This window comes from Streptomyces sp. NPDC030991 (assembly GCF_055571235.1).
Genome location: NZ_JBVIFR010000020.1, coordinates 98,910 through 116,720, shown reverse-complemented (window position 1 = coordinate 116,720; position 17,811 = coordinate 98,910). Strand labels below are relative to the sequence as shown.

At 72.5% G+C, this 17,811-nt stretch carries 19 protein-coding genes; 7 read left to right on the top strand and 12 right to left on the bottom strand.

What is annotated here, in order from left to right:
- Nucleotides 1-42 precede the first annotated feature (42 nt).
- Nucleotides 43-459, top strand: a complete 417-nt coding sequence (locus tag ACZ45E_RS30860; RefSeq protein WP_468226907.1) for an FAS1-like dehydratase domain-containing protein — start codon at nucleotides 43-45, stop codon at nucleotides 457-459.
- Nucleotides 459-887 (top strand): MaoC/PaaZ C-terminal domain-containing protein, encoded by a 429-nt coding sequence (locus ACZ45E_RS30855; RefSeq protein ID WP_468226904.1) that lies wholly within the window; start codon nucleotides 459-461, stop codon nucleotides 885-887. Before ACZ45E_RS30860 ends, ACZ45E_RS30855 begins: the two co-directional genes overlap by 1 nt.
- Here the strand turns inward: ACZ45E_RS30855 and ACZ45E_RS30850 are convergent.
- The 5 genes from ACZ45E_RS30850 to ACZ45E_RS30830 form a co-directional block, all read right to left on the bottom strand.
- Nucleotides 778-2,199 (bottom strand): MFS transporter, encoded by a 1,422-nt coding sequence (locus tag ACZ45E_RS30850; protein ID WP_468226901.1) that lies wholly within the window; start codon nucleotides 2,197-2,199, stop codon nucleotides 778-780. The genes ACZ45E_RS30855 and ACZ45E_RS30850 overlap by 110 nt on opposite strands.
- A gap of 89 nt (nucleotides 2,200-2,288) precedes the next feature.
- Nucleotides 2,289-2,732 carry an ester cyclase gene (locus ACZ45E_RS30845; RefSeq protein ID WP_468226898.1) on the bottom strand — a complete coding sequence of 148 codons (444 nt, stop codon included), beginning with the start codon at nucleotides 2,730-2,732 and terminating at the stop codon, nucleotides 2,289-2,291.
- 40 nt (nucleotides 2,733-2,772) lie between these two features.
- Nucleotides 2,773-3,477, bottom strand: a complete 705-nt coding sequence (gene fabG / locus ACZ45E_RS30840) for a 3-oxoacyl-ACP reductase FabG (RefSeq protein WP_468226895.1) — start codon at nucleotides 3,475-3,477, stop codon at nucleotides 2,773-2,775.
- Nucleotides 3,474-4,160, bottom strand: a complete 687-nt coding sequence (locus ACZ45E_RS30835; protein WP_468226892.1) for an HAD-IA family hydrolase — start codon at nucleotides 4,158-4,160, stop codon at nucleotides 3,474-3,476. Before ACZ45E_RS30835 ends, fabG begins: the two co-directional genes overlap by 4 nt.
- Nucleotides 4,157-5,149: an AfsA-related hotdog domain-containing protein gene (locus ACZ45E_RS30830; RefSeq protein ID WP_468226890.1), complete on the bottom strand. Its 993-nt coding sequence runs from the start codon at nucleotides 5,147-5,149 to the stop codon at nucleotides 4,157-4,159. The genes ACZ45E_RS30835 and ACZ45E_RS30830 overlap by 4 nt, the downstream gene beginning before the upstream one ends.
- Before the next feature lie 125 nt (nucleotides 5,150-5,274).
- Here ACZ45E_RS30830 and ACZ45E_RS30825 point away from each other — a divergent pair, with 125 nt between their 5' ends.
- On the top strand, nucleotides 5,275-5,916 hold the full coding sequence (locus ACZ45E_RS30825; protein ID WP_468226888.1) for a MerR family transcriptional regulator: 642 nt from the start codon (nucleotides 5,275-5,277) through the stop codon (nucleotides 5,914-5,916).
- Here ACZ45E_RS30825 and ACZ45E_RS30820 read toward each other — a convergent pair.
- Nucleotides 5,892-6,530, bottom strand: a complete 639-nt coding sequence (locus ACZ45E_RS30820) for a class I SAM-dependent methyltransferase (protein ID WP_468226885.1) — start codon at nucleotides 6,528-6,530, stop codon at nucleotides 5,892-5,894. The genes ACZ45E_RS30825 and ACZ45E_RS30820 overlap by 25 nt on opposite strands.
- A 226-nt stretch (nucleotides 6,531-6,756) precedes the next feature.
- Between ACZ45E_RS30820 and ACZ45E_RS30815 the strand changes: the two genes are divergently transcribed.
- The 4 genes from ACZ45E_RS30815 (at nucleotide 6,757) to ACZ45E_RS30800 (ending at nucleotide 12,083) form a co-directional block, all read left to right on the top strand.
- On the top strand, nucleotides 6,757-7,398 hold the full coding sequence (locus tag ACZ45E_RS30815; RefSeq protein WP_468226882.1) for a DedA family protein: 642 nt from the start codon (nucleotides 6,757-6,759) through the stop codon (nucleotides 7,396-7,398).
- Nucleotides 7,399-7,526: 128 nt separating this feature from the next.
- Nucleotides 7,527-9,725 carry an MMPL family transporter gene (locus tag ACZ45E_RS30810; RefSeq protein WP_468226880.1) on the top strand — a complete coding sequence of 733 codons (2,199 nt, stop codon included), beginning with the start codon at nucleotides 7,527-7,529 and terminating at the stop codon, nucleotides 9,723-9,725.
- Nucleotides 9,726-9,790: 65 nt separating this feature from the next.
- Complete coding sequence (locus tag ACZ45E_RS30805; protein ID WP_468226877.1) at nucleotides 9,791-10,744, top strand: hypothetical protein; 954 nt, start codon at nucleotides 9,791-9,793, stop codon at nucleotides 10,742-10,744.
- 133 nt (nucleotides 10,745-10,877) lie between these two features.
- Complete coding sequence (locus tag ACZ45E_RS30800; RefSeq protein WP_468226875.1) at nucleotides 10,878-12,083, top strand: lactonase family protein; 1,206 nt, start codon at nucleotides 10,878-10,880, stop codon at nucleotides 12,081-12,083.
- A 145-nt stretch (nucleotides 12,084-12,228) separates the two neighbouring features.
- On the opposite strand, the gene ACZ45E_RS30795 is transcribed toward ACZ45E_RS30800, so the two are convergent.
- The 6 genes from ACZ45E_RS30795 to ACZ45E_RS30770 form a co-directional block, all read right to left on the bottom strand.
- The gene (locus ACZ45E_RS30795) at nucleotides 12,229-12,957 is read right to left on the bottom strand and encodes a 4'-phosphopantetheinyl transferase family protein (RefSeq protein WP_468226872.1); all 729 of its coding nucleotides are present in this window, start codon (nucleotides 12,955-12,957) and stop codon (nucleotides 12,229-12,231) included.
- Nucleotides 12,954-13,838, bottom strand: coding sequence for an AfsR/SARP family transcriptional regulator (locus ACZ45E_RS30790; protein ID WP_468226869.1), 885 nt, complete (start codon nucleotides 13,836-13,838; stop codon nucleotides 12,954-12,956). The genes ACZ45E_RS30795 and ACZ45E_RS30790 overlap by 4 nt, the downstream gene beginning before the upstream one ends.
- Nucleotides 13,839-13,864: 26 nt before the next feature.
- Nucleotides 13,865-14,689: a UbiA family prenyltransferase gene (locus ACZ45E_RS30785; protein ID WP_468226867.1), complete on the bottom strand. Its 825-nt coding sequence runs from the start codon at nucleotides 14,687-14,689 to the stop codon at nucleotides 13,865-13,867.
- A gap of 197 nt (nucleotides 14,690-14,886) precedes the next feature.
- Nucleotides 14,887-15,576, bottom strand: coding sequence for a response regulator (locus ACZ45E_RS30780; protein WP_468226864.1), 690 nt, complete (start codon nucleotides 15,574-15,576; stop codon nucleotides 14,887-14,889).
- A 15-nt stretch (nucleotides 15,577-15,591) separates the two neighbouring features.
- Nucleotides 15,592-16,479: a sensor histidine kinase gene (locus tag ACZ45E_RS30775; RefSeq protein WP_468226862.1), complete on the bottom strand. Its 888-nt coding sequence runs from the start codon at nucleotides 16,477-16,479 to the stop codon at nucleotides 15,592-15,594.
- A 551-nt stretch (nucleotides 16,480-17,030) separates the two neighbouring features.
- Nucleotides 17,031-17,663 (bottom strand): MerR family transcriptional regulator, encoded by a 633-nt coding sequence (locus ACZ45E_RS30770; RefSeq protein ID WP_468226860.1) that lies wholly within the window; start codon nucleotides 17,661-17,663, stop codon nucleotides 17,031-17,033.
- Between the last annotated feature and the right edge of the window lie 148 nt (nucleotides 17,664-17,811).

Below are 17,811 nucleotides of genomic sequence, written 5' to 3'. Positions count from 1 at the left end.
TCCCGCGGGCGCCGTCCGTCGTGCCCCGACAAGGAGCCACCCATGCCCACCCTGAACACCGCCTACCTGGGACGCACCTACCCCCCGACCCGCCCCTACGACGTGGGCGTCGAAACGCTCCGCGAATTCGCCGCCGCCCTGGAGACCGGGCCCGGGCCGAGCGGCGTCGCCCCGCCCACGTTCGCCATCGTCCTCACGATGCGCGCGGAGAAGCAGGTCACCGACGACCCGGACCTCGGCTTCGACTTCAGCCGCGTCGTCCACCGCGACCAGCGGTTCGAGTCGGCCCGGCCGATCAGGGCCGGTGACCGGCTCACCGTCACCGTCGAGGTGGCGGGCGCCGACACCGTCGACGGCAACGACGTGGTCACCCTGCGCGGCCATGTGCGTGAGGCCGGCAGCGGCGCTCTCGTCTGCACGACCACCTCGACCCTCGTGTCCCGCAAGGAGGAAAGCTGATGGCGCCGGCCCTGGACCAGGGGCAGTCCATGCCCACCCGAACCTTCCGGCTCACCCGCGAACGGCTGGTCGCGTACGCCGCCGCGTCCGGTGACCACAACCCCATCCACTGGTCCGACACGCGCGCGACGGCGGTCGGCCTGCCCGGCGTCATCGCGCACGGCATGCTCGGCATGGGCCTGGCGGCGACCGCCGTCACCGAGTGGGCGGGGGAGGGCACGCATGTCGTCGAGTACGGCACCCGCTTCAGCCGCCCCGTGCCGGTCCCTGACACCGCCGACGGCGTGGAGCTCACCGTCGACGGTGTCGTCGCCGAGGTCAGGGCAGACGGGACGGCGCGGGTCGATCTGACGGTGCGCTGCGCGGGGCGGAAGGTGCTGGCCCGGACCCGGGCCGTGCTCGCTCCCGCTCCGCCCCGGCCGGCCTGATCGCCAGGCCCGCGGCCGTACCGAGCAGGACCACGGCGGCCCCCGTGAGCACCGCGCCGCGGAGGCCGCCGTGCAGGAACACGGCGGTGAGCACGGCGATGCCGAGCGCGCCGCCGAACTCGCGCACGGTGTTGTTCACACCGGAGGCGAGGTTGTGCTCGTGCTCGGCGACCGAGCCGATGACCGTCGCCGGGTTCGCGGCGAACACCAGCCCCATGCCGATCCCGGCGAGCGCCATCGCGCCGACCATCGCCCCGTAGGAGAGACCGGGCCGGCAGATCTGTGCCAGCCAGCCGAGCGCGACCGCCTGGCACAGACAGCCGAGCGCCTGGAGGCGGCCACCGCCCACCCGGCCCACCAGCGCGCTGGCCACCGGCACCACCAGCATCGGCGCCGCCGTCCACGGCAGCGTCCGCAGGCCCGCCTCCAGCGGTGAGTAGCCCATCGGCCCCTGCATGAACTGCGCCAGGAAGAAGATCGAGCCGAACACCCCGAAGTACATCGCCAGGGCGAGGGCGTTGCTCAGCATGAACGGACGGACGCGGTACAGATGCAGCGGGGCCAGCGGGGTGGCCGTGCGGCGCTGCCAGGCCGCGAAGACCGCGAGCAGCACGGCCGACAGCACGAGCCCGCCGAGCGAGCGGACCAGCGCCGCCGCGCCCTGCGCGAACTGCACGATGCCCCATACGGCGGCCACCACCGCACCCGTCACCAGGGCGATGCCGGGCACGTCGAGCGGGCGCGGCACACTGGTGGACTCGGCGATCGCCCAGCGGGCCAGCGGCAGTGCGAGGACGCCGATCGGCACGTTGATCCAGAAGATCCAGTGCCAGTCCAGGCCCTGGGTGACCAGGCCGCCGGCCATCGGGCCGAGCGCGATGCCGAGGCCGTTGACACCGCCCCACACGCCGACGGCCAGCGCCCTGCGTTCGGCGCTCACCGCGGCCACGGCGAGGGTGAGCGACACCGGGAGGACCGCCGCCGCCCCGGCGCCCTGGACGACGCGGGCGGCGACGAGGGCGCCCACCGAGTCGGCCTGCGCGCACACCGCGGACGCCAGCGTGAACAGGGCGATGCCCCACAAAAAGACGCGCCGCCGCCCGATCCGGTCGCCGAGCGCCGCCCCGGCCAGGAGGAGGCCCGCGAAGGGCAGGACGTAGCCGTTGACGACCCATTGCAGGCCGGTCTGGCGGGTGTCGAGGTCGTCGGCGATGGCGGTGAGCGCGTTGGTGACGACGAGATTGTCGACCGCCACCATGAACATGGGCACCGAGGTCGCGATCAGCGCCCACGCCGCCCCTTTCGCTTTCATCGTTGATGTCCGTCCTTTCGGCGTACGACAGGCCGCCGGCCCGTGCGAACGGGTCCGGCGGCCTGGGAGGGGGGAGGGGTGGGGCGGCCTTACGCCTGCGTGCCCGTCGGCGGCAGCTTCAGCTCCACGGCGCCGATCTGCGCGAGCAGGAACAGGTCCTGCCGGCACGCCCAGTGCTCGTGCACGAGGCCGTCGTCGCCGACCCGGTAGATGTGGATGTGCTCCACGTCGACCTTGTTGCCGGTGCCCTCGAAGCCCAGGAAGTTCCCGGTGTGGATGCCGGTGAAGCGGACCCGTACGACGGCCTTGTCGCCGTCCGCGAACGAGTCGATGTGGTCCCAGCTCGCCTCGGAGAACACGGAGTTCATCCAGCGGGCGGTGCCCAGGTAGCCGGCCGGGCCGCCGGGTGTGCCGGGCGGGGCCTCGAAGTCGACGAAGTCGTCGGCGACCAGTTCGCGGGCGACCTTCTCGTCGAGGTCGTTGAAGATGCGGCCCATCTGGTGGGCGATCTCCAGAACGGTGTCGTTGGACATGAACTGCCTTTCGTAGCGCGGGAGTTGCGATGCAGGGGGTTCAGTGGCCGACGCCGAGGCCGCCCGTCACCGGGATCACCCCGGCCGTGACGTACGACGCCTCCTCGCTCACCAGGAACTTCACGGCGGCGGCGACCTCCTCCGGCCGACCGGCCCGGAAGAGGGAGGTCTGGCTCAGCACGTGCTCGCGGCGTGCGTCGGTGACGTCCTTGACCATGTCGGTCTCGATGAGGCCGGGCGAGACGATGTTCACGGTGACGTTGCGCCGGCCGACCTCGCGGGCGAGCGAGCGGCCGAAACCGATCAGGCCGGCCTTGGAGGCGGCGTAGTTGGTCTGCCCGGGGGCGCCCGCCAGCGCGCTCATCGACGCCATGAGGACGATGCGGCCCCAGCGCGCCTTCAGCATGTCGGGGACGACCTCCTTGGTGACGGAGACCGCGGAGAGCAGGTTCGTCTCGATGACGTCGCGGAAGTCCGCGTCCTCCATGCCGACGAGCAACTGGTCGCGGGTGATCCCGGCGTTGGAGACCAGGACCTGGATCGGCCCGTGCTGGATGCGGGCCTCCTCCACGGCGCGCCGCACGGCCGCGGGGTCGGTGACGTCGCAGCACACCCCGAACAGACCCTCGGGCGGTTCGCCGGAGCGGTAGGTGACGGCGACCTTGTCGCCCTGCTCGGCGAGGGCGCGGGCGGTGGCGAGGCCGATGCCCCGGTTGCCACCGGTGACGAGCACGGAACGGCTCACGGTCTTGTCTCCTGGTCGGTTCGGGCGGAGGGCGCCGCGAGCAGTTCCGCGAGCCGGTCGGCCGCGGCGGTGGTGTCGGTGAAGTGGATCGCCTGCCATCCGGCCGCCTCGGCGCCCGCGCAGTTGTGCGCGAGGTCGTCGACGAGTACGCAGTCGGCGGGTGCGGCGCCGGCCCGCTCGGCGGCCAGCGCGAACATCCCCGGGGACGGCTTGCGGTGCCCGGCCTCGAACGACAGCAGTACGTCGTCGAAGAGTTCCGCCGGGTCGACCATGCGGCGCCAGTGCGCGTCCCAGGTCGGCACCATGTTGGAGAGCAGGCCGACGAACGCGCCGCTCTCCCGGGCCTTGCGCAGGCTCGACACCCAGGCGTGGTTGGTCTCCCGCCCGTCGAACCAGGCGTCGGCGAGGCTCGTCAGGTGGACTCCGGTGACCCCGTGCTCGGTGGCCAGCACCTCGCTGATCTGGGCGAGCCACTCCGCCTCGGAGACCAGAGGGGTGTCGATCGGCTCCATGACGTCGCGGGTGCCGTACCGGGCCGTGACCGTGCCGAGCGCCTTGTGGAGCACGTCCGGGTCGAGCCCCTGGCTGCGGCAGAACGTGCCCATGGTGTGGGCGATCGGCGGGGTGAGCACACCCCCGAAGTCGGTCCACACGGCGAGCCGGCCGCCGTTCGCCGCGCTCACAGCAGGCCCCCCGCGGTGAGGGTGACGGTGACGGCCGCGATCTCGGCGCCGCCCTGGAGGAAACGCACCGGCAGGGCGCGCCGCCCGGTGCCGGGCCCGATCCGCGCGGCCTCGGCGGTCACCGGCTCGTCCAGCTCCGCGAAGCGCGCGAAGTGGGCCTCGAAACCGGTGGCGTACGTGGACAGCGGCTCGCCCGTGGACAGCAGCGCCAGTTGGCGTGCGGCCTCCACGAGCGTCATCGCGGGCAGATGGTCGTAGACGTGGTCGAAGAGCGCCCGGTTGTCGAAGCGCGGGGTGACCTCGGCGCTGACGGTGGAGCCCGTCGCGAGGTGTCCGGAGAGGACGACGTTGAGCGGGTTGCCCCGCGCCACCGCGCCCGGCTCGACCTGCCGGCTGTCGTCGAGCGCCGCGTCGTGGTCGCAGAACTCGGAGGTCAGCGGGGCGGGGGTGCCGCGCTGGGCGTGCCGCAGCACCTCGTTCTCGTGCTCGTTGAGGAAGAGCACGTCCATCTCGTGGGCGCCGATCCCGGTGCCGTCGAGCGTGTACTGCTGGACGACGGTGCCCTTGCGGTACCGGCCGCGCCGCGTGGGCCGCCCCAGGTACTCGGTGTCGATGACGAGCCGCCCTGGTTCATCGCCCACCAACAGCCCTTTGAGGCCGTCAAGTTGGAGGCTGAACCGGTCGACGATCATCATGGTTCCGCGGGACAGGCCGATGTACGTGTGCGACCCGGCGATGGCGGCCTGCCGGCCCGACTCCAGGAGCAGCAGGGGATCGTAGACGGCCGGGCGCTGGGCGTGGTCGCTGTAGTAGCCGTGGATGAGCGGGAGCTGGACCGCGGCCCGCACCCGCTTCTCGGCCAGTGGACGGATGTCGGTGACGAAGACCTCAGAGACCGCGGCCCGGTGGACCAGGGAGCGGTCGACGGTGCGCCCGTAACTGAGTTCTGCGGGCGCCGTAGAAATCTCCGGAGCCACGTCTGTGGTCATACCTGTTTCCTTTGGCAGGGGAACGGTCTTGCCCGAGCAGCGTCGCAGTGGCGGGTGGAACTTCGATGGCAGCTGAATTCAACGCCGATAAAAGCGCGGGAGAGCCGTCCGGGTATCCTCGTGGAATGCGTATCGGAGAGCTGGCGCGGCGCACCGGAGTCCCGGTGCCGACGATCAAGTACTACTCGCGGGAGGGTCTGCTGCCCGCCGGTGAGCGCACCAGCCCGAACCAGGTGGCGTACGACGAGACGCATGTACGCAGGCTCAAGCTGGTCCGCGCCATGCTGGAGGTCGGCGGCCTCTCCATCGCCGCGGCCCGCGAGGTCCTCGCCGAGGTCGATTCGCCGCACCGCACGGTGCACGGTGCCCTCGGCGTCGCCCAGTCCGCCGTGACCAGGCCCGCGCCGGAGCGCGGCACCCCGCAGGACTGGGAGCGGGCCGGGACCGAGGTCGCCGAGCTCGTCAGGCGCCAGGGCTGGGCGGCGAAGCCGGAGAACCCCGGCTGGCAGGCGCTCGTCCAGATCGTGGTGACCTACCGGGACCTGGACCGCGGCGATCTGCTGAGCCTGCTCGACACGTACGCGGCGGCGGCGGGGGAGTTGGCCGTGGCGGAGCTGAGCGCGCTGGCGGACGCCCCGGGCACGGACGGGAAGGTGGAAGGCGTGGTCCTCGGCACGGTCCTCGGCGACGCCGCCATGGCCGCGCTGCGCCGGATCGCCCAGGAGGACGTCTCCGCCGGCCTTCAGCAGGGCAGCAGGTCGGCGTGAGCGGGCGCCGCCGGCGCCAGGTGGTGGACGTGGGCGGGCGGCAGGTTCCCGAGCACGGTCTCGGTGCGGAACCGGTGCCGCGCGAGCACCCGGCCGACCACCGACTGCGACTCCAGCACCCGTAACCGCGCGGACCCCGAGGTCAGCGCCCTTCGCAGGGGCGGCATTCCGGCGTAGGAGAAGTACGACAGGGTGCCGCCGGGCCGCAGCGCGCCGACCAGGCGGCCGAGGAGGTCCTCGACCGTCGCGGCGTCGAAGTTGGCGAACGGCAGCCCGCACACGATGGTGTCGTAGGTGTCGAGCGCGTGGTCCTGGACGAGCCCGGGCCGCACCCGGACGCGCCGGTCACCGGCGTAGGAGTCCGCGAGCAGTGCGGCGAACCGGCTGTTCGCCTCGATGAGTTCCACGGTGTCCAGCGGCCCGAGCGCCCCCACCACGTGCCGGGTCACGGCCCCGGTGCCGGGCCCCACCTCCAGTACCGCACGCGGGCCGCCGGGGCTCGGGATGACGTACCGCGTCAGGGCTCTGGCCAGGCGGGGACTGCTCGGGGCGATGGCCCCGGTGACCCGCCGGGTGCGGGTGAACTCGCGGAAGAACAGCGTCACTTCGGTCATGGACCCACCTGTGTACGTCGGAAGAGGCAGTGCGGCACGCTAGTGATAGTGCAACTATCGATATAGTAGGTTACGGTGAGACCGCAGACGGTGGCCGACACCCGCCACGGCGACGCTAACCCGCCCCTGACCTGCGGACACGACTCACCAATGACCCGCACGCATGCCTCCAAAGACGTAGTGCCCGGACCGCTGGACCGGGCCCGACAGAGGGAAAGGAGGGGCCATGGACGTCGACATCGCCTCACTCGTGTCATGGCTGGACATCACCTCCGGCCTGTCGGGCTCGCTCTCCGGCGCCGCCTGCTGGGCCTACGCGATCCTCGCCCTGACCACGCTCCCGCCCCTGCTGCCCAACGCCGTACTGCTGGTCACCGGCGGCATGCTCGCCGCCCGCGGCGAGATGTCCCTGCTGCTGGTCCTGGCCTCGGTCGCGGGCAGCGCCCTCCTCGGCGACCTGCTCATCCACCGCTTCGGCCGCGCCGCCGGGCGCCGGGTGCGGGACGCGGCCCTGGCCAGGGGGCGCAAGGGTGAACTGTTCGACTGGGCCGCGCAGCGCGTGCACCGCGGCGGCCTCGCCTTCGTCGTCGGCGTCCGCTTCCTGCCCAGCGGCCGCCTCCTGGCCGGGCTCGCGGCGGGCGCGGCCCACTACCCGGCCCGCAAGTTCGCCCTGGCCGCCGCGCTCGCCGAGACGGTCTGGGCCGGCTACTCGGTCGGCGCCGGCTACTTCGGCGGGGCCGTCAGCGACGACCCCGTCTTCTCGGTCGCCATCGGCGTCGGCCTCTCGGTCCTGGTGGGCGTCGTCGCGGCGCTCGTACAGCGCAGAGCGGCGGCCGCTGCCTCGAAGGACACACCACTCGCCCCCTGAAATGGGAATACCGCGCGCCCGGCCGTTCTGTGAAAGTCACGGACAGGATGCCCGGAATCACGATCGCGTGCTTCACGAACGCGTGCTCCGAATCGCCGTCAATTCGCCGAAGAATTCAGGAGAGACCAGTGTTTGCCGCAATCGGAAAATTCACCGCGCGGCGCCGTAGATGGGTCGTCGTCGCGGCAGTCGTCTTCACCCTCTTCGCCGGTATCTGGGGCACCCGGGTCTTCGCGTCCTTCACCGGCGGGGCCGGATTCGACGACCCGGCCAGCGAGTCGGTCCAGGCCGACAAGGTCCTCCAGGGCCCGCTCGGCCGGGAGTCCAACGACCTCATCGTGGTGTACGAGGCCAAGAAGGGCACCGGCGCCGGGATCGACGACTTCGGCCCGGCCGTGCGCGACGCCCTCGACGGCGTACCGCGCGCCGGCATCGAGCGGCTGGACTCGTACTGGAACCCCGGCGGCCAGGACCGCGGCGCGTACCTCTCCGAGGACGGCCGCGCGACCTACGCCACCGTGCAGTTCACCAGCGACGAGGACCAGGACCAGGTCGAGGCGCTCGGAAAGATCGAGAAGGACTTCGAGGCGGACGGCGTCGACGTCCGCTACGGCGGCGTCGCCGCCATGACCGAGCAGGTCAACTCCCTGACCGGCTCGGACATCGCCCGCGCCGAGATGCTCTCGGTGCCGATCCTGCTGATCCTCCTCGTGCTGATCTTCCGCAGCGCGATCGCGGCGCTGCTGCCCCTGGCCATCGGCTCGTTCGTGGCGCTCGGCTCGTTCGTCGTGCTGCGCGTCCTGACGCTCTTCACCGACATCTCCAGCACCGTCATCAACGTCATCACCATCCTCGGCCTCGGACTGGCCATCGACTACGCGCTGTTCATGGTGAACAGATTCCGCGAGGAGCTGCACGCGGGCGCCGACGTGGACACGGCCGTCGAGCGCGCCACCGCCACCGCGGGCCGCACCGTCGCCTTCTCCGGTATCGCCGTCGCCATCTCCTTCGCGGGGCTGCTGTTCTTCCCGTCCCGCTTCCTGTCCTCCATGGGGTACGCGGCCGTCGCCGTGGTCGCCTTCGCGGTCGTCGGCGCGCTCACCCTGCTCCCCGCGCTGCTGCGCTACACCGGGCACAGCATCGACAAGTGGCGGATCCCGCTGCCCGGTTCCGGCCGCCGCACGCCGGTGCCGGAGACGCGGGGCCGCTGGTACCGCACCGCGCACGCCGTCATGCGCAAGCCGCTCGTCTCCACCCTCGCGATCGTCGCCGTCCTGGTCGGCCTCGGCGCCCCGCTGCTCGGCGTGAACTGGGCGCGGCCCGGCGAATGGGTGCTGCCATCCGACGCCGACGCGAAGGTCGTCAGCGAGCGGCTCTCCACCGACTTCGCGGCGAACCCGGGCCGCATCATGACGTCGGTCGTCCACTACGACGGCCCGGCCGACCGCCCCCAAGTGGCCGCGTACGCCAATCAGTTGGCCAAGCTCGACGGAGTGGCCTCGGCGACCCCGACCAACGTCGCCGGCAGCGACGCCCGCGTCACCATCCACTACACGCCCGACCCGATGTCGGACGCCGCCCGCACCCTCGTCGGCGAGGTACGCGCGGTCGAACCGCCGGGCGCCGAGACCCTCGTCACCGGTATGCCGGCCTCCCGCGTCGACATCGTCGACATGATCGGCGAACGGCTGCCATGGATGGCGCTCTTCGTCGCCGTGGTCTCCTTCCTCGTCCTCTTCCTCGCCTTCGGCTCGCTCCTGCTGCCGCTCAAGTCCGTGATCCTGAACCTGCTCTCGCTCCTCGCGGCGTTCGGCGCGATCAAATGGATCTTCCAGGACGGCCACCTCTCCGGCCTCCTCGGCTTCGAGGCCATCGGCGCGGTGGACGTCAACTTCCCCGTCCTCGTCGTCGCGATCGCCTTCGGCCTCGCCATGGACTACGAGGTGTTCCTGCTGTCCCGCGTCCGCGAGGAGTACGACGTCAGCGGCGACGTCGTCGAATCCGTCGCCCTGGGCGTCCAGCGCACCGCGAAGATCATCACGAGCGCCGCGCTGCTCCTGGTCGTGGTCGTCGGCGGCTTCATGACCTCGTCCATCCTCTTCATGAAGATGATCGGCGTGGGCCTGGTCATCGCGGTCCTCGTCGACGCGACGATCGTGCGCGGGCTGCTCGTCCCGGCCACCATGGCGCTGCTCGGCAAATGGGCCTGGTGGGCGCCCGCGCCACTGGCCCGCTGGTGGAACCGGTACGGCCTCCGCGAGACCGCCGCCACCCCGCCCGCCGCCCCCGAGCCGGCCCCGCCCCAGCCCGCCGGAGCCGGCCGGTGACCACCCCCCGATCAGCACCGCGCCCCGAGCCCGTCCACCCCCCGTCGGCGGCAACCCGGGGCGCGGTGCCCCTCTCTCCCCTCCCGTCAGCCAGCGTCCGACTCCCGGCGCGGGGTGCCGGGCCGGGGGACCTGGACACGGCGCCCAAGGTCGCGCCGACCGCCGGGCCGAGTACCGGGCCGAGCACCCGGCCGAGCACCGGGCCGGGGGACGCGCCGGGTCCTTCGCCCGGCACCGCGTCGGACGCCGGGACCCGCGCCCCGGCCGGCCACGCGCCGAGCCCCTCGGCCGGGATCGCCCCGGTCGTCGCGGCCGGGGTCACCGCCGTGCTGGCCGCCGTCCTCGGGGACTGGGGAGCCTGGTCCGCGCCGCTCGGCTCCGGGGTGCCCGGATTCCCGGCGGCCTGGGGCGTGACCGCCGGGCCGCCCCTGCTGCTCGTCGCACTCGCCGGGGTCTACATCGCCTGGGCCGGCACCCCCTCCTTCGCGCGGACCTGGGCGCACACCGCCGCCGGGCTCGCCGCGGCGACCGGGCTGCTCGCCCTGGCCCGGGCGCCGTACGCGGCGGACAACGCCTGGGCCGCGCTCGCCGAAGCCTCGCACGCCGGCCTCTTCGGGGTCCTCTTCGGCTGGGTCCCCGCGCTCGCCGCGTTCGCCGTGCACCGCCCCCAGGCCCGGCACCGCACGGAACTCGCCCCGTACGTATGGCTGACCGCCCTGACCGCCGCAGGCCCCCTGGCGGTGCTCACGGCCGCGGCTACCTGGAGCAGCGAGGCCCTGCCCGATACCTGTACCGCCGCCCAGTGCGTCAGCGCCCACGCGAGTCTGCTGTTCACCGGCGAGATCACTCTGCGCCTCGCGCTCCCTGCGTGGGCCGCGTCGGTCGCGGCGCTCGCCGTGGCCCGCAGGTCCGCCCGGGTCCGCCGGCTGCGCACGCCCTGGCAGATCCTGCTCGGCGCCGCGGCGGCCGCCCTCACCGTGCTCCTCGCCCCGGGCCTCGTCCTCGGGGCGACGGTGTGACCCCGGCCGGGGCGGTCCGGACCGGCGTGGACGGTGTGACCCCGCCCGCGCCGACCCGTTCCGGCGTGGCCGGTACGACCCCTCCCCCGGCGCCCCGGACCGGCGTGACCTCGAACCCTCCCGGAGCCACCCCATGACCAGCACCGACCCCGTCCGCCCCGTCACCCGCCGCCGCCTCCTCACCCTCGCCGGCGCGGGCGTCGCCGCCGCCGCGGGCTGGGGTGCCACCACGGCCACCGCGGGCCCGGCGCCCCGCCCGCACGCCCGGCTCGCCTACCTCGGCGGCTTCACCGAAGGCGAGTACGGGCTGCCGGGGCTGCCCGGCATCGGCATCGCCCGGGTCGGCGCCGACGGCGCGCTGCACCTGGCCGGCTGGCGGCGCGGCATCGAGAACCCCTCGTACCTGGCGCTGTCACCGGACCGCGCCCGGCTCTACGCCGTCAGCCAGCGCTCCGGCGGCGCCACCGGCGCCCTGCACGCCTACCGCGTGGACGGCACCGAACTGCACCCGCTCGGCACCCCCCGCTCCAGCCGCGGCGTGGCCCCCGTGCACCTGGCCGTCGCACCGGACGGCCGCTTCCTGCTCACCGTGAACTACGACTCAGGCCACCTCGCCGTCCTGCCGATCGCCCCCGACGGATCACTCGGCGCGGAGGCCGTCCAGGTCCTCCGCCACCGCGGCCACGGCCCGCACCCCGCCGAACAGCGCGGCCCGCACCCGCACATGGTCGCCTTCGACCCCGCGGGCCGCCGCGTCCTCGTGCCCGACAAGGGCAACGACCACCTCTACGTCTACGACTTCGACGCCCGGACCGGCCGCCTCGCCGAGTCCGGCCGCACCGCGCTCGCCCCCGGCACCGGACCGCGCCATCTCGCCTTCCACCCGTCGGGCCGGCTCGCCTACGTCACCAACGAACTCGGCCACACCGTCACCACGTTGGCGTACGACCGGGCCACCGGCCGGCTCACCGCGCTCTCGCACGCCTCCGTCGCCCCGGCCGGTTTCGACCCGCGCAACGCGCCCTCCGCCGTGCACCTCACCCGGGACGGCGCGTTCCTGGTGACGGCCGACCGGGGCCTGGACGCGGTCGAGTCGTTCCGCACCGCCGACGCGGGCCGCACCCTGCGGCTCGTGCAGTCCCAGCCGGTCACCGCGAAGGCACCGGGTACCCGCTGGCCCCGAGACGTCGCGCTCGACGCCTCGGACCGGTACGTCTACACGGCCAACCAGGCGGGCCAGTCGGTCACTGCCTTCCGCCTCGACCCGTCGACGGGCCGCCTGGCCCCGGCCGCGGCCCCCCTGCCCGTACCGAGCCCGAGCTGCGTCCTCCTGCGCTGAGACCCCGCGCACGCGAGACGCGCAGGCCACGCAAGAGAAGCCGCGCACGCAAGACGCGTGAGCCACGCAAGAAAAGCCGCGCACACGTATGAGGGGGCGGCCTCCCCGGAGGCCGCCCCCTCAGCGTCGCGCCGGGCCCGCGCCCTCAGACACGCCACTCCGATACCCGCACCCGCGCGCCGGGCGACCCCGCCGCCACCGATGCCGCGTACCCCTCGGGCGACCGCACGCTGCGCACGTACCACTCGCGCCCGGACCCGGGCACCCGGGCCGCGCGCCACCCGCCGAAGACCTGGCCGGTGTAGCGCGGCGGGGTGCGGCTCAGACCGGTGCCGGCCGCCTTCACCAGGGCCTCGGCGCGGGTCCACTGCTCGAAGCCGTGCGTGGTGCGCCCGCCCTCGACGCACGGGATCCCGCTCCAGTCCATCCCGGGACGCACCCGCTCGATGTCGACACCGACCGGCACGTGCGCCGCGTCGCCGAGGGCGATCATCGCGTACGCCGCCGAGTGCGACAGGCTCGCCGGGACGGTGCGGCCGTCGGGCGCGTAGGGGACCGGTTTGCCGTGCCCGTCGTCGTCGCAGCGCCCGCAGTACCGCCGGAAGGCGACCTCGGCCGGCGCGACGCCGAGCGCGTCGGCGAGCAGCAGCCGGAAGACGTGGTGGACCGCGAGGTACCGCATCCGGGCCCCGTTCCTGCGGAACCGCGCGAACCGCCTGCGCTCCGCCGCGTCCAGCACGGCGTACGACTCCTCGAAGTCCCCTGCGGCGGAGGCCGCGGCGAGGGGGACGCGCCAGACGCGGATGACGGGCGCCCCCGCGCCGGCGCCCGTCTCGACCGCCGTCTCGACCACCGTCCCAACTGCCGTGTTCACGCCGCGGGCCCGCCGGCCAGGATGTCGTGCTGGAGCCGGCACAGATCGGCGGAGGGCTCCAGGCCCAACTCCTCGGCGAGCACGGCCCGTACGTCGTGGAAGGCGCGCAGCGCGTCACCGCGCCGCCCGCACCGGTGCAGGGCGTCGATCAGACGCGCGTGCAGCCATTCGTTGAGCGGATCGAAGGCGACCAGGCGCCGCAGTTCGGGCACCAGCTCGCGGTGGAGACCGAGCCCCATCGCGGCCTCGATGCGCACTTCCTGGGCGCGTACGCGCAGCTCCTCGATCCGCGCGACGTGCCCGGCGAGCACCCGGCCCTGCGCCACGTCGGCGAGGGTGCGCCCGCGCCACAGACCGAGCGCCGCGTCGAGGCGCTCCAGGGCCCGCTCGCGGCGCCCGGCCCGCAGCTCCGCGCACCCCTGCGCGTAGAGCCGGGTGAAGTTCTCCAGGTCGAGCATCCCGGGCGCGGTGCGCAGCGAGTAGCCGGTGGCCTCCGTGGTGATGACGCCGCGCGCGACGCCGGGGCCGAGGGCCCGCTCCAGCTCCTGGCGCAGATGGTAGATGTGCGTACGGACGGTGCTGACGGCGGTCGACGGCGGCGCGGAGTCCCACAACTCGTCGACCAGCGCGTCCACTTCGACGATGTCGTGGGCGCGTACCGCGAGCAGGGCGAGCAGCTTGCCGACCTTGGGGCCGCGCGGCCGGTGCGTCAGACCTCCGGTGCCGACGGCCTCCAGCGGTCCGAGGATGCGCAGGCCCAGCGCGGGCCGCGGCCGCTCGGGACCGGACGGGCCGGCCGGTCCCGGGGGCGTGAGCGGGCCGGACGGGCCCGGCGCCGTGATCGCGTCGGGTATTCGGAAGCCTGCCTGGGTGAAGTGCATGGAAAGGGGTCCCCCCGTTTTCTGCTTCAGGAGATCGGCTGGGCGAAGGTGACGAGATGGGCCGCGTACTGCGTGACCATGAAGATCCGGTACGGCAGCCTGCGCCGGGCGCGGGAGGCGCCGGGCCGGGCCGTGAGCGCCGCCGTGGAGAGGGCCAGCGCGCCGCACAGCACCGTCGCCGCCGGGGCGAGGGGGCCGGGAGCGGGCAGCAGCACGGCGGCGCAGGCGAGCGCGCAGCCGATGGTCAGCGAGCCGGCGCTCACCAGCAGCGCGGTGCGGAAACTGCCCCATTGCAGCGTCCAGTTGCGGCGGCCGTGCCGGGCGTCGCCCTCGGTGTCGGAGAAGTCCTTCGCGACGGCGCCGACCAGGGTCATCCACAGGGTCAGGGCGAGGGCGAAGGCGACGAGGGCGGGGGAGAGGCGTCCGACACCGTTGACGGCGCCCGCGAGGTAGGTGAGGAGGCCGCTGCCGAGGACGGCGGCCATGGTGCCCGGCGTCGTCCGCTTCAGGGCGAACAGGGGCGCCGAGTACGCGTATCCGAGGGCCAGCATGCACAGCGTCAGCGTGCACATGGTGGGGCCGAGCAGCGCGCTGCCGGCCAGAGCGAGGACCACGAGGAGCAGGCAGCCGCGGCGGGCGACGGGCACGGGCAGGGCGCCGCGGGCGATGGGGCGGGCGGAACCGTTGGTCCGGTCCTCACCGATGTCGCTGATGCCGTTGTAGAGGTACGTGAACGCGATGCAGCAGAGCCAGACGGCCGCGCCGGGGGCGAGCGTGGACGGCAGCGAGAGCATCGAGGTGAGGCCGGTCGTTCCGGCCACGAGAAAACGCAGCAGAAAAATGATCTGCACCGCGTACCGCGTTTCCTGCGCGCAGAGAACGAGATAGTGGAATATTCCGCTCCGCGACGGAGGGCGCGTGGGATCTTCATGTTTCCTGGGTCTTATGGGCGTCGCCATGGACATACCAGTGAATCTAATCCGAAGAGCGGCCCCGGGCCACGCTCTCCATGACGCAGCGACCCTACTCCCTTAGGTGTAGGGATCCCTTAGGAGTAGGGATTGGAACGCTGGGGCCGCCGGATCAATTGGGCGTCGGCCGCTTTGTTCACCGCGTCGATTCGGGAAACGGCGCCAAGCTTCTCGAAGATGTTGCGCAGATGTCGTTTGACGGTGCCCTCGGTGATCTTCAGTCGATTGGCGATCTGCCGATTGCTCAGGGCGGCGGCGGCCTGGGTCAGCACTTCCCTTTCCCGCGGGGAGAGCGTCTGCTGCGGCTCGCTGAATCCGGATTCTCCCATTCCGCTGAGCGGCACCGCGATTGTCATGTGCGGGTCATTAGTCGCCGTATTGCGGATCGCACTCAGCAGGGATTCCCGCGGAACGCTCTTGTGCAGATAACCGCGGGCGCCGCGCGCGATCAGCTCCTGCACCAGCTGGGCGTCGTTGTACATCGTCAGAATGAGCACGTGCAGCCGGGGAAAACGCCGGGTCAACTCGGTGACCACGGTGGGCGCGTGGTGTCCGGGCATCTCCACGTCGAGCAGGACGACCTCGGCCCGGACCCGCTCCACCAGATCGCCCAGGCCCTTGGAGGTGTCCGTGTCGGCGACGACACGCAGGTCCTCCTCGGCGTTGATCAACTCGCAGAGGGCGCCGCGCAGCAGTGAGTGGTCGTCGACGGCGACGATACGGATCGGCTCGCGCGCCGGCGCCCGTCCCGCGTCCACGTTCTCCATGGTCCGTTTCCCCCCTCAGTCCCGCTGCTGCTCGGCGGAGCGCCCGGCGGGCCCGGTGGCGTACTCCTCGGCGTGCTCGTCGCTGTATCCGGCGCCGTGCTCCGCGTCGTGCTCGGCGCCGTGCTCCGCGTCGTGCTCGGCGTCGTGCTCGGCGTGTTGCTCCACGGGGACGGAGAGGGCGATGGCCGTGCCCTTGCCCGGCGCGCTGTCGATGGTGAGCGTGCCGCCGAGCAGCCGGGTCCGCTCGGTCAGCGAGGCCAGCCCGTTGCCCGCGCGCAGCCCGGGCACGAAGCCGACGCCGTCGTCCAGGACCGAGGCCCGCACCGTGGCGTCGCCGACGTGCACCTCGATGCTCACGCGAGTGGCGCCGGCGTGCGCGACGGCGTTGCGCAGGCATTCGCGGAGCATCAGGAAGAGGTCGTCACCCAGCGCGCGGTCGAGCCGGTCCTGCTCGTCGGTGACCTGGATCTCCACGGCGGGCTCGTCGAGCGCCATCGCGGAGACGAAGGCGCACAGGGCCAGTTGCAGCGAGCGTGTGGTGTTGGTCCGCGTGCGCAGCTCGGTGACGATGTCCCGTGTCGTGTAGAGCGTCTCCAGGATGGCCTGCTTGAGGCTGCCGAGACGGGAGTCGGCCGTCGGCGCCAGGCCCTGCGTCAGCTCGTACAGCTCCAGCTGGCGCAGCGCGAGCGAGGCGACCGAGCCGATGCGGTCGTGGATCTCGCGGGCCATGCCGAGCCGGCCCTGCCGCTCGGCGTCGCGCACCACGTCGAGCAGGAACAGGTCGACGCCGCCCGCGCCCTCCTCCAGCCGCCGGGTGATCGCGGTCTGCAGGGTGATCAAGGCCCTCATCAACTGATGGGCCGAACCAGGGTGGCGTACGACGGCGTCGCTGAGAGTGTCCATGACGATCTGGAAAAGGAGAGCTCCGGCCCGCACGGAATGCACAGGGGCGATTCCCTGCGAGATACGGGCGCCGCCTAACCGCCGCGTTTTCTGCAGCAGTTGCCGGCTGACGGAGGGCTGCGTCCCATGACGAAGTGAGTGAACGCATTCCTGTATGACGTACTGGGCCTGCTGCCGACAAGTGGTCCACGCTTCCTGATCGGTGCCCAGCGGATTCTGCTGGCTCACGAGCAGGCGTCTGTACGTGTCGAGGAGTTCGGTTTCCAGTCCGCGTAATTCGGCAGCGAGCGCCGCGCTTTCGGGATTCAGGGTGTCGCCCCGCACGTCCCGCGGCGGTGGTGTGGTGTCCATTTCTTGTCAGCCCCCGTCGATGATCGTCACCGCGCCGTCCCGCACCTCGACGACGCTGTCAGGCGGGAGGGGTTCCGAAGATCGGATTGAGCATGCCTTGAGCGCTGGGGGGTGTCAAGCCGCGCCATGGGCCGTCCATGCGCACCTGATTAATCATCAACTAACTGTCTGCAAACGCCCGTTGAGAAATGTGCGTTGCGTCACTTCCGTCTGTCTTGGTTCTTCGTGGAATCCGCGGCCGTACGTGAGAAATGTTCATGTAGTAGTCGGCGCAGTGCGCACAACGCGATATCCCCGAGCACCGTTCCCGAGATCATGCTCGTCGCCGCCGTCTCGGGGTCGCCCTTGCGGCGCAGCAACTCCATCTCCACCTCCACGACGTTCTCCAGCGCGTCGGCGTACGTACCGAGGAGGTCGAGCAGATCGCTCTGGTGCAGCCACTCGCTCGCCACCAGCACCTGGGTGAGCGTCTGCCAGGCCGGGTTGTCGGCCCCCACCGACCAGGCGCGTTCCTCGGTGAACGCGACGGCGCGGCCGCGGGCCCGCTCCCACTCCTGGTCCTGCGCGGTGGAGCCGCGCGCCGGCAGGGCGTACTGCACGGTGCCGAGGAGTTCCTCCAGCGTGGGCTCCGCGGTGTCGATCCGGCGCACGATCCGCCGGATCGCCTCGTACGGCACTCCGCCGACATCGAGCAGCGCCCGGACGAACGCCACGCGCCGCACATGGCTCTCGTCGTACTCCGGGAGGTCCGGGAGCAATTCCATCCGCACGTAGAAGCGCAGTATCCGGACGGGAATCCCGACCCGCTCGCTCAGTTCGCAGAGGTCCTGCACGTCTCACGCACCTTCGGCCAATACGCCTGCGGGGCCGCTGTTCTCGGGCCCGCCGCGGGGATCGGCGGGCCGGGGGCCGGGGAATACGGGGGACCTTAAGCAGGGCGTCACGCGTTCGACAAGGCGGTTGGGGGGACGGGCGGCCGGA

Excerpts from the sequence above, each read along its gene's own strand:
- ACZ45E_RS30820 (WP_468226885.1), bottom strand. The coding sequence starts at position 6,530 with ATGACCGAAGTGACGCTGTTCTTCCGCGAGTTCACCCGCACCCGGCGG.
- ACZ45E_RS30780 (WP_468226864.1), bottom strand. The coding sequence starts at position 15,576 with ATGGAGAACGTGGACGCGGGACGGGCGCCGGCGCGCGAGCCGATCCGT.
- ACZ45E_RS30775 (WP_468226862.1), bottom strand. The coding sequence starts at position 16,479 with ATGGACACTCTCAGCGACGCCGTCGTACGCCACCCTGGTTCGGCCCAT.
- ACZ45E_RS30860 (WP_468226907.1), top strand. The coding sequence starts at position 43 with ATGCCCACCCTGAACACCGCCTACCTGGGACGCACCTACCCCCCGACC.
- ACZ45E_RS30850 (WP_468226901.1), bottom strand. The coding sequence starts at position 2,199 with ATGAAAGCGAAAGGGGCGGCGTGGGCGCTGATCGCGACCTCGGTGCCC.
- ACZ45E_RS30790 (WP_468226869.1), bottom strand. The coding sequence starts at position 13,838 with ATGCACTTCACCCAGGCAGGCTTCCGAATACCCGACGCGATCACGGCG.
- ACZ45E_RS30855 (WP_468226904.1), top strand. The coding sequence starts at position 459 with ATGGCGCCGGCCCTGGACCAGGGGCAGTCCATGCCCACCCGAACCTTC.
- ACZ45E_RS30815 (WP_468226882.1), top strand. The coding sequence starts at position 6,757 with ATGGACGTCGACATCGCCTCACTCGTGTCATGGCTGGACATCACCTCC.
- ACZ45E_RS30830 (WP_468226890.1), bottom strand. The coding sequence starts at position 5,149 with ATGACCACAGACGTGGCTCCGGAGATTTCTACGGCGCCCGCAGAACTC.
- ACZ45E_RS30800 (WP_468226875.1), top strand. The coding sequence starts at position 10,878 with ATGACCAGCACCGACCCCGTCCGCCCCGTCACCCGCCGCCGCCTCCTC.
- ACZ45E_RS30845 (WP_468226898.1), bottom strand. The coding sequence starts at position 2,732 with ATGTCCAACGACACCGTTCTGGAGATCGCCCACCAGATGGGCCGCATC.
- ACZ45E_RS30825 (WP_468226888.1), top strand. The coding sequence starts at position 5,275 with ATGCGTATCGGAGAGCTGGCGCGGCGCACCGGAGTCCCGGTGCCGACG.